Origin of the sequence: Hydrotalea sp. (genome assembly GCA_030054115.1) — a bacterium.
GTDB lineage: Bacteria > Pseudomonadota > Alphaproteobacteria > JASGCL01 > JASGCL01 > JASGCL01.
Genome location: JASGCL010000001.1, coordinates 122615 through 136377, shown reverse-complemented (window position 1 = coordinate 136377; position 13763 = coordinate 122615). Strand labels below are relative to the sequence as shown.

The following is a 13763-nucleotide window of genomic DNA, read 5'->3' as shown; positions in this document are numbered from 1 at the left end:
CTATCATTGCCCGATTCTTGGATTTTTACCAGTGGCAGGGAACAATAAATCAGACTATAAAGAAAAAAATATCAAAAAATATAATGACCGACCATATTTACCTCGACCATAATGCAACCACGCCGATGCGCCCCGACGTGCGGGCGGCCGTTGTGCCATGGTTGGCGCAACCGCTCAACCCATCGTCGGTGCATTACCATGGCCAGGTGGCACAACGGATGGTTGGTGCGGCGCGCGCCACCATTAAACGGGCGACCGGTTGTAACGAGGTTATTTTTACCGCCGGCGGCACCGAGGCTAATAATTTAATGCTCCAGCTGTTGCTCAAGGATATTTCAAAAAAACACAACCAGCCATGCCAGCTTATTTATTTCATGGCCGAGCATCCCTCCATCAAAAATTTTGCTCATGCTATCGGCGAAGTCTATCACGGAAAATTGCCGGCGGCGGTTGGCCTGCCCCTAAATCGCGATGGCCAGGCCGATGTTGAGGCCTTGCGCGATGCATTAAAAAAAATGGGCGATGCGCCGAAACTCATTGCCCTGCAACTTTGCAACCACGAAACCGGTGTTCTGCAACCGATGGAAAAAATCGTCGCCCTGGCCAACCAGCATAATGGTTTTGTCGTGGCCGATGGCGTGCAATTTTTTGCGCATGGGCAATGCGATATCGGTGTTATGGGCTTGACCGCCTGCACCATGGCCGGGCACAAATTGGGCGGTGGCCATGGGGCGGCGGCGGTGATGATGATGACCCTGCCTGACCCTTCCCCATTGTTGCATGGCGGCGGGCAAGAACGTGGCTATCGCCCGGGCACGCAAAACACTATCGCCATCCACGCCATGGCATTGGCGTTGGATAGTTGCCAGCAAGAACAGGAATCTGAAAATAAAAAATACAAAATATGGCGCGATAAGCTGGAGCGCGAGGCGAAAAAAATTCGGCCAAATTTATTACTCGCCGGCGCGGGCGCGGCGCGCCTTGACCATGTTGCATTGTTGGTCGACGAAACAATTGCCGGCCAAGAATTGGTGGTGGCGATGGATAGCCTGGGGGTTTCGGTGTCGGCCGGGGCGGCCTGTTCATCGGGGCGCATGGCACCATCCGATACGTTATCAGCAATGGGCTACAACGACCAGCAGGCCAAAAACACCCTGCGTGTTTCATTCGGCCACGACAACCAAGACGACGATGTGGAAAAATTTTTGCGCGCCTATCAACAAATTATTGCTCGTTATTAAACGCATCATGGCGATTTAAGAATTGTTTGCGTTGTGAATTTTTGCTAATTGAAAGCAAGCGCCATGACCAACCAACCGATTATCGCCCCATCCCTGCTGTCGGCGGATTTTGCCAATTTGGCGGCGGAGGTAAAACGTCTCGAAACCGCCGGCACCGATTGGTTTCATTTTGACGTGATGGACGGGCATTTTGTCAAGAACATCACCTTCGGCCCACCGCTTATCAAATCGCTCCGCGCGCAATCAAAAAAGTTTTTTGATGTCCATTTGATGATAGAAAATTATCACGATTATATCGATGCCTTTGCCGCCGCGGGTAGCGACCAAATCACCGTTCATTGCGAGGCACCGGCCAAGCAAGACCTCGCCACCGCTTTTAAAAAAATAACCGCCCTGGGTAAAAAATGCGGCATCGCGGTTAAGCCCGCGACCGCGTTGTCGGTGGTTGAAAATATTCTGCCGCAACTTGACCTGTTGATTGTCATGTCGGTCGAGCCAGGATTCGGCGGGCAGGGTTTTATTCCCGAATCCTACGCCAAAATCACCGAAGCCAGCAAATTGGTGCGTGGCACAAAAACGATTGTCGAGGTTGACGGCGGGGTGAATGGCGATAATGCAAAATCCATCTGCGCCGCCTTTACCGTCGGCGGTGCGCCGCTTAACCAATTATCGTTGGTGGCCGGCAATTATATCATGGGCGATGGCCGCCATGACCAATATCAATCGCGCATTGCGACATTAAAAAACCTGTAACCAACATGACGCGTCCCAACATCATCGCCATCATCCCCGCCGCCGGCCGTGGCACAAGGTTACTGCCCTTCACCCGCTACTTCCCCAAGGAAATGATGCCGCTGGGCGACAGGCCAATCATCCATTACACGATTGAGGAAATCCAGGAGGCTGGCATCGAAAAAATTATCCTCATCACCAATCGCGAAAAACAATCGATCGCCGATTATTTATTTCACCACGCTAACCTCGGGCTTGATAAAAACAACCTGCTACTGGTTAATCAGGAGGAGCAGAAGGGCCTGGGCCACGCGGTGTTATGCGCCATGCCGCATATCGAAAAACATATCACGCAAGTTGCGGTGATTGCGCCCGACGATGTTATGGCGCGCAAAAGCAAAAACGATTCGCTGGCTATCAAACAATTATGCAACGCCAGCACCACCGACAACAATGCCATGTGGGTCGCGGTCGAAAAAATAAAACCAGCCGATAGCAAAAAATACGGCGTGTTAAACATTGTCGACAGCCAACAACAGAATGGCCAAACAATTTACCAGGCGAGCGATTTGGTTGAAAAACCATCGGCGGTCGACGCACCAAGCGATGTCGGTATTATCGCGCGTTATGTTTTGCCGCTGGCGATTTTTGCCTCCTTACAAAAAACCGCGCCCGGCGCGGGCGGCGAAATTCAGCTGACCGACGGCATGAAAAACCTTTTGCCGGCGCACAGGTTTTTTGGTGTCGAGAGCAATTTGATGCGGCTTGACACTGGCAATGTCGAGGGGTTATTTAATGCCAATTATTTTCACCGCTACCATGACCTGCCGCCCAAAAAATAAATTACAACATGACCAATAATTTTCTACCGCCACGCAATTATAGCTTGGACAAAACCATATTGCGCCAATATGATGTGCGCGGCATTGTTGGCAAGACATTGCACGCCCATTCGGCCTATTTGCTGGCGGCGTTGCTGGCGCAAACGCTTGGCGCGGATGAAAAAAAAGTCGTGGTCGGTGGCGACGGGCGGTTGTCGACGCCGGAATTAAAATCGGCCTTGGTGGCGGGGTTTGTTGATTACGGCGTCGATGTGGTCGAGCTCGACGGCGTGGTCGCCACCCCCGAATTGTATCACGCCAATTATTTGTTGCAGTCACCACTGGCGGTGCAGGTTACTGGTTCGCACAACCCGAAAGAATATAATGGTTTTAAGATGGTGAAAAACCAAAAACCATTTTGGGGCGGCGACATTGCGGCCTTTGCCGGCAAGACGCTACCGCTCAAACCCGACAAACCCGGCAAGCATGAAACGAAAAATTTACGCCCGCAATATATCGCCGATTTGTTAAAGGGCATCACCCTGCCGGATAATATCAACGTCGCGTGGGACGCGGGCAATGGCGCGCTGTGCTTGGCGTTGGAAAAAATTCTGCCGCAACTTAAGGGCAAACATCACAGCATCAACAACTTTGTCGATGGCAATTTCCCCCAGCATCACCCCGACCCGACGGTCGAAAAAAACCTGGCGCAATTGCAAGCCGTGGTGAAAAAAGAAAAATGCGATTTGGGGATTGCGTTCGACGGCGACGGCGACCGCATCGGCGTGGTGGATGAAGACGGCGTTGTCCTGTGGGGCGACCAATTGTTAATTCTTTACAGCCGATTGGTATTGCAAAAAAATAAAAACGCCATCATCATCGCCGATGTCAAGGCCAGCCAATTGTTTTTTGACGAGGTTGAAAAAATGGGCGGCCGCGCGGTGATGGCGCCGACCGGCCATTCGATTATTAAAAGCGAAATGAAAAAACAACATTCGCTGTTGGCGGGCGAAATGAGCGGCCATATTTTCTTCGCCGACCGCTGGCCCGGGTTTGACGACGCGCTTTACGCCGCCCTGCGCCTGTTAGAAATTATTGCGGTCGAGGGGATTTCGTTGAAGCAATTCCGCCTGTCATTGCCGCCGATGATAAACACGCCGGAAATTCGCATCGACGTGCGGGAGGAGGATAAAATGCCGATAGTTGAAAAACTAAAAGCCGCGCTAAAAAATGCCAAGATTGAATTCAACGATATCGACGGGTTGCGGGTGCGCAGCGGCCGCGGTTGGTGGTTGGTGCGGGCGTCGAACACGCAAAATTGTTTGGTGGCGCGCGCCGAAAGCGACAGCGCGGATAATTTAAAAAAAATGATAACCACCATCAACCAATTTTTGGCCGCCGCCGGCGCGCCAACGATAAGTGATTATTAGACCGGCGCGGTGCTTTTCGCCGCTTGCTTTTTGCATGGTAATTTTTTATCATTGCCATTCTTGAAAAAAACAAAAGGACAAAAACACCATGCAAAAAATTCACTTGACCCGGGCAGGCCACGACCGATTGAAGGAAGAGCTCAGCCATTTGAAAAAGGTCGAACGACCGGCCACGATACAGGCGATAGCCACGGCGCGCGAGCATGGCGACCTTTCTGAAAATGCCGATTATTCGGCGGCGCGGGAAAAGCAAGGTTTTATCGAGGGGCGCATCAACGAATTGGAAGACAAATTGGCGCGGGCCGAGGTCATGACCAAGCCCACCGACAACCTCGACATGGTGCAATTTGGCGCAATGGTCAAGGTCAAGGACGACAAGGGCAAGGAATTAACCTATCAATTGGTGGGGGAGTTGGAGGCCGATATTAGCCAAGGGTCGTTATCGACCGCGTCGCCAATTGGTCGCGCATTGATGGGCAAAAAAGCCGGCGACATGATTGACATCATCACCCCGGGCGGCGAAAAAACCTACCACGTCTTGGCGGTTAGTTATTAACCGCGAACGATAAAGCTATTTCGCCATTAACAAATCACGCAATAAATTTTCCCTATCGCTACGCTATTTGAGGGTAGCATTTTTTATCATTTAAATTGCGCTACTGCACCGAAATAACGCCGGGCATGGTGGCGCGGGCCGATTTTCCGGTTTTTGGGTCGGTTTTGCCGTCCAACGCGGCCTGTTGCGCCGCGGTTAATTTGCGTTCACGGGTTACGGCCGATGCCAAATAATCATTAACCTGGCTGTCGGTGCTGGGGCGGGCGTTTATAATGCTACCCAATTGTTGGCGCACCGCCGGGTCGGGTTTCAATGCGTTGGCCGCGGCCAGCAACGCAATGTCATTATCATTTAATCCTTGGCTGGCCAGGGCGGCTTGCGCGTCTTTGTTCTGGTCGTCGCTCCCCTCGCCAAACACGGTTTGTAAACCACGCGCCGATGGGTCGACATTACCTTGTCCTGCGCTCGCGACGTCGTTGCCACTATCAATCGGCATGGGCAATAATGCGTCACCCGGTGGGGTGGTAAGTGGCGGGTTGCTAATCACGGCAAATTCATCGGGCGGCGATAGGGAGAAGGCCGAAATTTTTCCGCCCTTGCTGGCGCAACCGGCCAGCAATAAACTGCCGATTAACAAACCGCCGGTCAGCATTGCGCTGGTTGGCATGGTGACGGCCAAACCCCGACGGCCTTTTTGGCCGGTCAAGTCATGGTATTTATTTTTTTTGCTGAGGTTTTTCATTTCGATGTTACCATAGCATTATTGCCAAAAAAAATCAAACACCCCCTTGGTGGTTGCGTGGCGCATGACGCAATTGGTATTGTATACGATGCACCAACAGCCATTGCCACAGGGCCAAGCCCAAGATAAAAAATTGCAAGAAAACGGCAAGCCATTTTTCGACTTCGCCATCGGCGTTGACCGACAGGCCAAACCCCAAGAATTGCAACAACATAAGGATAACCCCGAGGTTAAAAAATAAATAATTATGCTTGGTCGCCATGGCCTTGCCGTGGTTGACCATCGCGCGGCGCAGGGCAAATAATAAAATAAATATCCAAGGTATCTGAATGATAGGCAGGGCGAGCAAAAACAATAATATTTTTTGGTTGCTCAAAAATCGTTGAAAATAGGCTGGGTAATATTCACGCTCCAAACCATAAATGGCCGAACGCCACGATGCCATGTAACCACCCCACAGCAGGGTGTATATCAAGAACACCACCCCGAGCGCAAGACTATAGCCATTGATAGTGATAACCTTGTCCCACAGCGAAAATGATAATAAAACGCTTTCCATTATGGTGCGAATTATACTATAAATTGGGCAAAATCCAAGTTAGAAAAAACACGATACGATTCATGCCATTTCCCGCCACCGCCGGCTCGACCAATCAAACACCACCTGCCGTGCCGACCAAGGTTGTATTGCAATCTTGCCTGACATTTTTAAGCGATAACAAGGCCGAGGATATTATCACCATCAACGTTGAACAAAAATTCCCGCTCGCCGATTACATGGTGATTGTTACCGGCACGTCGGCGCGGCATGTTGTTTCCCTGGCGCAAAACCTCAGCGATAAAATACGCCTGGAACATGGCGTCAAAACCCTGTCCCTGACCGGCGAGGCCCAGGGCGAATGGTTACTGCTCGACCTTGGCGATATTATCATTCATCTTTTCCAACCAACGGCGCGGGAATATTACCAACTTGAAAAACGCTGGGCTGATAATTGATTGCCATATTTTGTTGGTGGCAAAATCGGTTGAATGGGCGACCGCGCTAATCCCTTACCAAAAAAAAATGACGGCGCGGGTTGATGTTACCGCGGTGAAGCCCTTTCCGCATTTGCCAACCGCCGAAAAAATAAAGAAGGAAGAAGCGGCTTTGGAAAAAATTCTATGGCCGGCCAAAAAACCCGCCGCCTCGTCGGCAACCATCGCACTTGATTCGCGCGGTGATATGTTATCCTCCACCGCCCTGGCGCAATATATGGCGAAATTGCAACAACAATATCAAAAAATAAATTTTGTGATTGGCGGTGCCGACGGCCTAAGCCCAGGATTTTTAAAAAAATGCGACCGGACTTTAAGCTTTGGCGCCATGACCTTTCCCCACCAATTCATGCCATTGTTATTGGTTGAACAATTGTTTCGCGCCGATAGTATTTTGCGCGGCACGCCCTATCATGGCGGGCATTAAAAGGCCGAGGTTGCAATTCATTTGTAATAGTTTTATAGGTAAAAAAACATCGCCTCTAAGAATAAATGTAATAGAGCGCGATAATAGATATAGAAAATACAATAATGGCCAAGAAAAAAACCTCCCTAACATCGAAACGCGTTGCGCGACCCAACCCGCGGACACCGGTTTCTGACGGCCGTAACGAGGTGCCCGAATCACTATTTACCGATATTCACTATGCCGCCTGGGCGGATAAAATCCTTAAGCTTTACCGCCGTTATCAATGGTGGTTATGGATGGCGGTGGCCTCGGGCTTACTTCTTGCCATGTCGGCACTCGGGTTTGGTTATTACCAAGGGAAAACCAGTCAAAAAGTCAGCGAAGAATTTTATACCCTGCTTACCACGCAAACCACCAACACGAATGCTCCGTCTAAGAGCAAGGATAAAGTAGCGGCGAACCCCGCCAACGCCGCGGCGTTGGTTGATTTTGCAACGCAATATGAACATGGTGCCGGCGCGGGTTATGGTGCCTTGGCGGCGGTCATGGCTTCGCAATTATTGGAAAAAACGCCCGACGCCAATTTGCAAAAAAAATTGGATGAGGCAATGGCGAAGAACAGCCGGCTTAAAAACCTGGTGGCGCTGCGCACCGCCGATGAAAAAACCCTGCGTTCGATGGTGGTCAGCGCGACCAGCGGCGGTAGCGGGCAAAACCTTGCCTTTGTTAATTTGGCACTGGCCGACCGCTTAACCGCCAATGGCAAAAAAGACGAGGCGAAAAAAATCTTACAAACCCTCGCCCTGAACAATCAAAATAATTTGCTTGGTCTGTTGGTTATACAATTTTTACCAGCCTATTAAGAACAAAAAATAAGAATAAAAAAAATGACGCATCGTGCTTCCCCTCGATTTTTATTTGGTTTAGCGTTGGCGAGCGGGTTATTATTAACCGCCTGCACCGATGACAAATTAACCCTGACCGGCAAACGCCAGGATATCGATATTGCATCGATAGACGATTACCGCGCCACCGATTCAAAATTGGTTGGTGGCGGTTACGGGTTGACCGCGCCGGTTACCAACAATGAATGGCGTTCATCCGGCGGCGGCAACGACCGCCGCCCGCCCCATGCGCGCGGTGGCGAGCAGGGCAAGGTGGTATTTTATATAAAAGTTGGCACCGGCACCGGCTACGCCACACCCTACCCGGTGCGGGTGCGCGGTGACGAACGGCCACAATCGCCACGTGGCCAAGCGAATGTTGCCAATATCTCGCCGATTGTCGCCGACAATAAAATTTTTACCATCGATAGCAGTTACCGCATCACCGCCTTCGATTGGCAAAATCCCGGCGACACACCAAGGGTAAAATGGCTAAACGCCTTGACCGATACCAACAATTATAATTATGGCAATGGCGGCGGCATGACCTTCGCCACCGGCGGCGGCAAGGATGGTAAAACCCCGCTGTTGATTGTTACCACCGGTTTTGGCCGCGTTGTTGGCTTGAATGCCAACACAGGGGATAAAGTTTTTGAGCAGGATGTAATTCTGCCAATAAGGAATGCGGCCGCCGTGACCAATGGTTTGGCGATTGTCAAAACAATCGATGGCTCGGTTTATGGCTTATCGCTCCGCGATGGGCGCAAGGTCTGGCAAAACAGTGCCCTGGCCGGTAATGGCGAAACCGTCGAATCGATTGGTTTTAAAAATGGCGGGTCGGCACCAACCGCCTCGGCCGGGCGGGTGTGGATTGGTTATTTCAGTGGCAATGTCGCCGCCCTGAATGCGGCCGGCGGCGGCACGCTGTGGCAAGATGGCACGATGAAATTCACCGTCGGCGACAACAACCGCTATCGCGAAATTGTCGGCAACATGGTGTTGGATGGTGGGGTGATTTATGCCTTTAGCTTTGGCGGCGATGCCATAGCCTTCCGCGCCGACAATGGCAACAAACTATGGCGCAAAAAACTAGCAACCACCGACAACCCGACCGTCAATGGCCAAACGATTTTTATTATCGATGCCGATTATAATTTGAAGGCCATCAATAAGGCGACCGGCAATTTGTTTTGGAATCGCATCATTGATAAATACCAATTCCCCGGCACGCGCAACCTCACCCTGCTTGATTGGCATGGGCCATTGTTGGTCAGCCGTCGCTTGTTCTTGACCAATAACATCGGCGATTACATGTTCGTCAATGCCCTGAATGGCAACATGCTGGCGCAGGGGCAAGATGATATATACAAAACCGATGCCGCGCCGATTGCCGCCAAAAACACCATCCTGTTTGTTAACCAAATGGGTTACCTGGTCGGCATTCAATAATGCCCTAGAAAATGCCCTAGAAAATGTCATGGAAAATGCCATGGAATGCCACGGGCTTTGCGATAATCAGCCAAACAACCCGCCGATAATTTGACAATCCTGCTGGCGGCCTGCTAGAGCCTTAGCCAAGAGAACGGAGTTGAGCAATAGGATGAAACATCGCATACTTACGGCAGTGGCGGCAAAGCGTTACGCGCTGGGTATTTTTATGGCGACGTGCCTTGTTGCGGGTGGCATCAACATTGGTGCGGGTCATGCGTGGGCGCAAAGCGGCGCATCATCTGGCGGTTTTGCCCTGGCGCCGCGTAATAGCTTCTATGGCAACATCAACGCCGAATTTGCGATAAATGGTAACGAGCATTTGCCGCTTCGCATCGGGGGTGGGGCGTCGTTCGACCTGGGGTATATTTTTGGCAACAACCGGGTATTTATTAATAGCGGTTTGAACTACCTGTCGGGCACGCCATCTGATTATGTTTTTTTTGGCAACTACAATACCGCCGCCTTTACCTTTGTTCATGTGCCCTTGACGCTTAATTATGGGGTGGTGCTTAATGCCGGGCGCGTTTCCTTCATTCCATCCATCGGGTTTGGTTATGGCTTTTCCACCACCTACGGCTACGACAACAATAATGGCGGCAAGCCAAGCACCTTCAACACCGGCAGTTTTATCGTCGGCCCCAAATTGTCGGTTATTTATAACCTGGGGGATTCTGGGTTTATTGGTGGCACGGGTGGCGGTTATGTTTTTGCCTCGCAATTTTTAAAACTAAGCTACGCGGTGGTGGCCTTCACCGGTGGCGCGCGGTTTTAAACCGCCAACAATTATTTTTCAATGATGTAGCAGGTGTTTAACACGCCGGCTGGTTCGGTGCGGTATTTTTTGGGCGCAATTTTGTTCATGTTGATGCATTGAAAACCCATCGGGCGGGTGATGATGTTCAGGCAACGCGCGAATTTGCTTTTCCGCGTGTTGAGATACATCATAATTTTTCCACCCGGTTTTAATTTGGTCATGGCAAGTTGCAACACCCGCGCCGGGTTGGGCACCACCGAAATCACATGGATAAGAACGATAATATCAACTTTCTCGGTTTTTTTTAATATCGATTCGGCGGTGCCGACGCGAAATTGCAAACGCCGTTGCGCGAATAGGGTTGGCAAGTTTTCTTTCGCCGAACGCTCCGCCGCGGCAAGCGATACTTTATCCGGCTCGGTAAAAATAAATTTGTTTTTGTTGTCGTTGCCCAAATTTTTGATGTAGGGGCCAATGCCGGTGCCCAAATCCAGTATAGTTAGCCCGCGGCTTTTTTTTGTAAATTTTACAAAATGTCGGTAACTATTTTTTTGCCATACGCCCCAGGTGAAACGGTAAAATGGCCGCCATAGTGTCCAAACATTGAATCCCAAAATCATTGATATTTCGTAACAAATATAGTCCATTCTGGCAAATAAAAAAATCGATTTTCCTTGATGGTTTTGGCCAAAATAGGAAGCTTATGAGAAATAAAAAATTTTTTTCAACTTGATTTTTGTGGTCAATAGACTTAAAGCAATGGCAACCTAAATATTTTTAGTAATTTTAATAACTGGTTTTAAAACCCTTAAAACCCTATTGTTAAAAACTATCCTTTAACCGGGGCATAACAAGGTTGAGGGATAACAATGGCGGAGCGTAGCGCAGTCTGGTAGCGCACTTGACTGGGGGTCAAGGGGTCGTGGGTTCAAATCCCGCCGCTCCGACCATCCAAAAAAAGATGACATAAAATACAAACGATGCTTCAATCATTTTTTTCTATTTTGCCAATTATTGCGTTGGTTGCGGCCGGGTTCCTTATCGGTCGCGCGGTGCGCAAACCAAGCGATGAATTGAGCGATCATTACCTATTGCTTGACCGTTTTATTTTTTACGTATTGGCGCCGGCGTTTTTTTTCTTCAGCATGGCCAAGGGCAACCCCGACGCGTTTATTAACCTGCCTTATTTTTTGGCCTTGATTGCCAGCCAATTTATTATGATGGGCGTTGCGTTGGTTATCGCCGGCAATTTTTTTAAAGAACCATTCGGCGAGCGGATGCTTCATAGTTTATCCTCCAGCTTTCCCAATATCTTATTCCTTGGCTTCCCCGTATTATTGGTGGTGTTCGGCGAGCAGGGGATGCTACCCGCCATCCAGGCGGTTTTTATTCAGCAGGCGGTAATTATGCCATTGTTGCTGTCGACCCTGCAATTTGATTTGGCGGTGCGGCGTGGCTTTAGCCATGGCAACCGGCAAACCACGGTGATAGAAATCATTCGCGCCGGCCTGTCGGTGGTGAAAAACCCCATCGTGTTGTCGGTGGCGGCTGGGGTGGTTTTTTCGTATTTTAATGTTGACATGCCAAGCGCCCTGACCAATTTTTTTAACTTGGCGAGCGGTGCGTTAAATGTCGTGGCGTTGTTTGCCATCGGGGTTTTTATGGCGCAGTCGAAATTTATCTATAAATTATCGGTGGTGCAGGAAAGTTGGTGGGTGGTTATTTTAAAAATTATTGTCATGCCGTTGTTGGCGTGGGTGATTGTGACGTTGGTTTTCCCCTATCTGGATTCGATGCATGCCGCGGTGGTGGTGATTATCGCCGCCCTGCCGAGCGCGGGGTCGATTATGCTGTTGGCGCAACGTTTTGGTATTAGAAAAAAACGGACGATGCTGGAATACCATTTGACGACACTTGCCTCGGCCGTTACCTTGAGTATTATCCTTGCCTATTATTTAAGCTAAGAGATTCTGCGCGGGACAAAGAATGGAGCAATTAGGAAAACAACGTGAGAAAAAAAAGCCTACAATCGATGCAAGACCTGGCCAAGAAAATGGCGCGGTCATATTTGGGGCAGGTTGGCATGGTGGCGGTTGATGTTATGGAACATTGGCAAGATATCGTTGGTGCTGAATTTTATGACAGCGTGCGTTTTCAAAAAATAAATTTTCCGGTGCGGCAAAAAAATAACGGCGTGTTGGTGGTGGCGGTCGACCCGGGGGTGGCGCATATTATAAAATTTGAGGAAAAAAATATCTTGCAACGCGCCAATCGTTACTTTGGTTATCCGGCCCTGACGCGCATGACGATTAAGCAACGCGGCTAGAGGTATTTAGGATAACTTATGAAACATTTTACCATCCTTACCCTTTTCCCCGAGATGTTTCCCGGCCCGCTGGCACATTCGGTAACCGGCCATGCGTTGAATAATTTATGGCGGTGCGAGGCGATAAACCTGCGCGATTTTGCCGGCAACAAACACAACCGCGTTGACGATGAACCATTTGGTGGCGGTGCTGGCATGGTGATAAGGGCCGAGGTCGTGATGGCCGCGCTGGAACATGTTGAACAAAACAATAAAGCAGGCGACCAGCCCTGTGTTATTCACCTGACGCCGCGCGGCAAATTGCTGACGCCCGAGATTGCCAAAAACTTGGCGACGGCGCAAAATATTACCCTGATTTGTGGCCGTTACGAGGCTATCGACCAGCGGTTGTTTGATTATTATAACCAGCAACATGCCAACAACCCCATTTTAGAACTGAGCATCGGCGATTATGTTTTGTCGGGCGGCGAATTGCCGGCAATGGTGCTTATCGATAGTATTTTACGATTTGTGCCCGGGGTGTTGGGCAAGGAAGAAAGCCACACCGAGGAAAGCCACGAACACGGCATGTTGGAACATCACCATTACACGCGACCCGCCGAATGGCGCGGTCATAAAGTGCCAGAAACCCTCTTGACAGGCGACCACAAAAAGATTAAGGCGTTTAGAGAGGAAGAGGCCAAGACAATAACCAACAAATTGCGCCCCGACCTGTTAGAAAAAAATAGAAAAAAAATACTGGAATAAAACATCATGATGAATTCTTTTGCAACCATTTTGGCCGATAATTTGAAAAAGGCGCAGGCCGGTAAAAAAATGCCGGTGTTTCGCCCGGGCGATACCGTTAAGGTTCAAGTGCGCGTCGCCGAGGGCGACAAATCGCGTCTTCAAGCTTTTGAGGGGATTTGCATCGCGCGCAAAAATGCCGGTTTGGGTTCGTCATTCACCGTGCGGAAATTATCCTATGGCGAGGGCGTCGAGCGGACATTCCCACTTTTCAGCCCGGCGGTTGAATCGGTTGAGGTTTTGCGCATGGGCCGCGTCAAACGCGCCAAGTTATATTATTTGAAGGGTCGCAAAGGCAAATCGGCGCGTATTGCTGAGGAATTCCGTTCGGTGTTGGCGATGCAGGGCGACCATATTGCCACCGCGGCCGATATTGACGAAGCAAAAATCGACGAGGTAATTGCAACGCCCGAGCCAAAAGTTGAAGCAAAGACGGAGGCCGCGCCAGCCGCCACCGCCGAAGCAAAGCCGGTTGAGGCAACAGCCGACACCAAACCGGCCGAGTAAAGAAAGCGGCGCGTCGCCGCTCATCGTCTTTCATTGGCGAGAATCCAGC

General features: G+C 50.2%; 16 protein-coding genes, 1 tRNA gene and 1 pseudogene. 15 read left to right on the top strand and 3 right to left on the bottom strand.

The genetic code is table 11. From position 1 onward, the window contains the following. Positions 1–83 precede the first annotated feature (83 nt). From QM529_00680 to greA, 5 genes are all read left to right on the top strand, one after another. A complete protein-coding gene (locus QM529_00680) occupies positions 84–1241 on the top strand; it encodes an aminotransferase class V-fold PLP-dependent enzyme (GenBank protein ID MDI9313183.1) in 1158 nt (385 codons plus the stop codon). 63 nt (positions 1242–1304) lie between these two features. Next, positions 1305–1994: a ribulose-phosphate 3-epimerase gene (gene rpe / locus QM529_00675; GenBank protein ID MDI9313182.1), complete on the top strand. Its 690-nt coding sequence runs from the start codon at positions 1305–1307 to the stop codon at positions 1992–1994. A 5-nt stretch (positions 1995–1999) separates the two neighbouring features. Beyond that, complete coding sequence (locus tag QM529_00670) at positions 2000–2815, top strand: sugar phosphate nucleotidyltransferase (GenBank protein ID MDI9313181.1); 816 nt, start codon at positions 2000–2002, stop codon at positions 2813–2815. An 8-nt stretch (positions 2816–2823) separates the two neighbouring features. Beyond that, complete coding sequence (locus QM529_00665; protein ID MDI9313180.1) at positions 2824–4224, top strand: phosphomannomutase/phosphoglucomutase; 1401 nt, start codon at positions 2824–2826, stop codon at positions 4222–4224. 88 nt (positions 4225–4312) lie between these two features. Beyond that, the gene (gene greA / locus QM529_00660) at positions 4313–4780 is read left to right on the top strand and encodes a transcription elongation factor GreA (protein ID MDI9313179.1); all 468 of its coding nucleotides are present in this window, start codon (positions 4313–4315) and stop codon (positions 4778–4780) included. A 100-nt stretch (positions 4781–4880) separates the two neighbouring features. On the opposite strand, the gene QM529_00655 is transcribed toward greA, so the two are convergent. Both QM529_00655 and QM529_00650 read right to left on the bottom strand, forming a co-directional pair. After that, positions 4881–5522: a DUF3035 domain-containing protein gene (locus QM529_00655; protein MDI9313178.1), complete on the bottom strand. Its 642-nt coding sequence runs from the start codon at positions 5520–5522 to the stop codon at positions 4881–4883. Between the two features lie 34 nt (positions 5523–5556). Further along, on the bottom strand, positions 5557–6081 hold the full coding sequence (locus QM529_00650) for a hypothetical protein (GenBank protein ID MDI9313177.1): 525 nt from the start codon (positions 6079–6081) through the stop codon (positions 5557–5559). A 62-nt stretch (positions 6082–6143) separates the two neighbouring features. On the opposite strand from QM529_00650, the gene rsfS reads away from it, so the two are divergent. From rsfS to QM529_00625, 5 genes are all read left to right on the top strand, one after another. Next, positions 6144–6518 carry a ribosome silencing factor gene (rsfS, locus tag QM529_00645; GenBank protein ID MDI9313176.1) on the top strand — a complete coding sequence of 125 codons (375 nt, stop codon included), beginning with the start codon at positions 6144–6146 and terminating at the stop codon, positions 6516–6518. Next, positions 6493–6984 carry a 23S rRNA (pseudouridine(1915)-N(3))-methyltransferase RlmH gene (locus tag QM529_00640; GenBank protein MDI9313175.1) on the top strand — a complete coding sequence of 164 codons (492 nt, stop codon included), beginning with the start codon at positions 6493–6495 and terminating at the stop codon, positions 6982–6984. Before rsfS ends, QM529_00640 begins: the two co-directional genes overlap by 26 nt. Positions 6985–7088: 104 nt before the next feature. Beyond that, positions 7089–7829, top strand: coding sequence for a hypothetical protein (locus QM529_00635; protein ID MDI9313174.1), 741 nt, complete (start codon positions 7089–7091; stop codon positions 7827–7829). A 24-nt stretch (positions 7830–7853) separates the two neighbouring features. Beyond that, a complete protein-coding gene (locus tag QM529_00630) occupies positions 7854–9299 on the top strand; it encodes a PQQ-binding-like beta-propeller repeat protein (GenBank protein MDI9313173.1) in 1446 nt (481 codons plus the stop codon). A 151-nt stretch (positions 9300–9450) separates the two neighbouring features. Beyond that, positions 9451–10113, top strand: a complete 663-nt coding sequence (locus QM529_00625) for a hypothetical protein (GenBank protein MDI9313172.1) — start codon at positions 9451–9453, stop codon at positions 10111–10113. Between the two features lie 11 nt (positions 10114–10124). On the opposite strand, the gene QM529_00620 is transcribed toward QM529_00625, so the two are convergent. Then, positions 10125–10715: a class I SAM-dependent methyltransferase gene (locus tag QM529_00620; protein ID MDI9313171.1), complete on the bottom strand. Its 591-nt coding sequence runs from the start codon at positions 10713–10715 to the stop codon at positions 10125–10127. A gap of 253 nt (positions 10716–10968) precedes the next feature. Here QM529_00620 and QM529_00615 point away from each other — a divergent pair. The 5 genes and pseudogenes from QM529_00615 (at position 10969) to rplS (ending at position 13534) form a co-directional block, all read left to right on the top strand. Next, positions 10969–11045, top strand: a tRNA-Pro gene (locus QM529_00615). A gap of 30 nt (positions 11046–11075) precedes the next feature. Further along, positions 11076–12059 carry an AEC family transporter gene (locus QM529_00610; GenBank protein MDI9313170.1) on the top strand — a complete coding sequence of 328 codons (984 nt, stop codon included), beginning with the start codon at positions 11076–11078 and terminating at the stop codon, positions 12057–12059. A 44-nt stretch (positions 12060–12103) separates the two neighbouring features. Then, entirely contained in the window at positions 12104–12421 is a 318-nt protein-coding gene (locus QM529_00605) for a DciA family protein (protein MDI9313169.1), read from the top strand. An 18-nt stretch (positions 12422–12439) separates the two neighbouring features. Beyond that, complete coding sequence (gene trmD / locus QM529_00600) at positions 12440–13168, top strand: tRNA (guanosine(37)-N1)-methyltransferase TrmD (protein MDI9313168.1); 729 nt, start codon at positions 12440–12442, stop codon at positions 13166–13168. Positions 13169–13177: 9 nt separating this feature from the next. Further along, positions 13178–13534 (top strand): annotated as a pseudogene (rplS, locus tag QM529_00595) (50S ribosomal protein L19). Positions 13535–13763 lie beyond the last annotated feature (229 nt).

What these genes read in the sequence shown, in the direction of transcription:
- QM529_00620 (MDI9313171.1), bottom strand. Translation starts at nt 10,715, where the DNA reads ATGATTTTGGGATTCAATGTTTGGACACTATGGCGGCCATTTTACCGT.
- QM529_00670 (MDI9313181.1), top strand. Translation starts at nt 2,000, where the DNA reads ATGACGCGTCCCAACATCATCGCCATCATCCCCGCCGCCGGCCGTGGC.
- QM529_00630 (MDI9313173.1), top strand. Translation starts at nt 7,854, where the DNA reads ATGACGCATCGTGCTTCCCCTCGATTTTTATTTGGTTTAGCGTTGGCG.
- QM529_00625 (MDI9313172.1), top strand. Translation starts at nt 9,451, where the DNA reads ATGAAACATCGCATACTTACGGCAGTGGCGGCAAAGCGTTACGCGCTG.
- QM529_00610 (MDI9313170.1), top strand. Translation starts at nt 11,076, where the DNA reads ATGCTTCAATCATTTTTTTCTATTTTGCCAATTATTGCGTTGGTTGCG.
- rpe (MDI9313182.1), top strand. Translation starts at nt 1,305, where the DNA reads ATGACCAACCAACCGATTATCGCCCCATCCCTGCTGTCGGCGGATTTT.
- QM529_00680 (MDI9313183.1), top strand. Translation starts at nt 84, where the DNA reads ATGACCGACCATATTTACCTCGACCATAATGCAACCACGCCGATGCGC.
- rsfS (MDI9313176.1), top strand. Translation starts at nt 6,144, where the DNA reads ATGCCATTTCCCGCCACCGCCGGCTCGACCAATCAAACACCACCTGCC.
- QM529_00635 (MDI9313174.1), top strand. Translation starts at nt 7,089, where the DNA reads ATGGCCAAGAAAAAAACCTCCCTAACATCGAAACGCGTTGCGCGACCC.
- QM529_00655 (MDI9313178.1), bottom strand. Translation starts at nt 5,522, where the DNA reads ATGAAAAACCTCAGCAAAAAAAATAAATACCATGACTTGACCGGCCAA.
- trmD (MDI9313168.1), top strand. Translation starts at nt 12,440, where the DNA reads ATGAAACATTTTACCATCCTTACCCTTTTCCCCGAGATGTTTCCCGGC.
- greA (MDI9313179.1), top strand. Translation starts at nt 4,313, where the DNA reads ATGCAAAAAATTCACTTGACCCGGGCAGGCCACGACCGATTGAAGGAA.
- QM529_00665 (MDI9313180.1), top strand. Translation starts at nt 2,824, where the DNA reads ATGACCAATAATTTTCTACCGCCACGCAATTATAGCTTGGACAAAACC.
- QM529_00650 (MDI9313177.1), bottom strand. Translation starts at nt 6,081, where the DNA reads ATGGAAAGCGTTTTATTATCATTTTCGCTGTGGGACAAGGTTATCACT.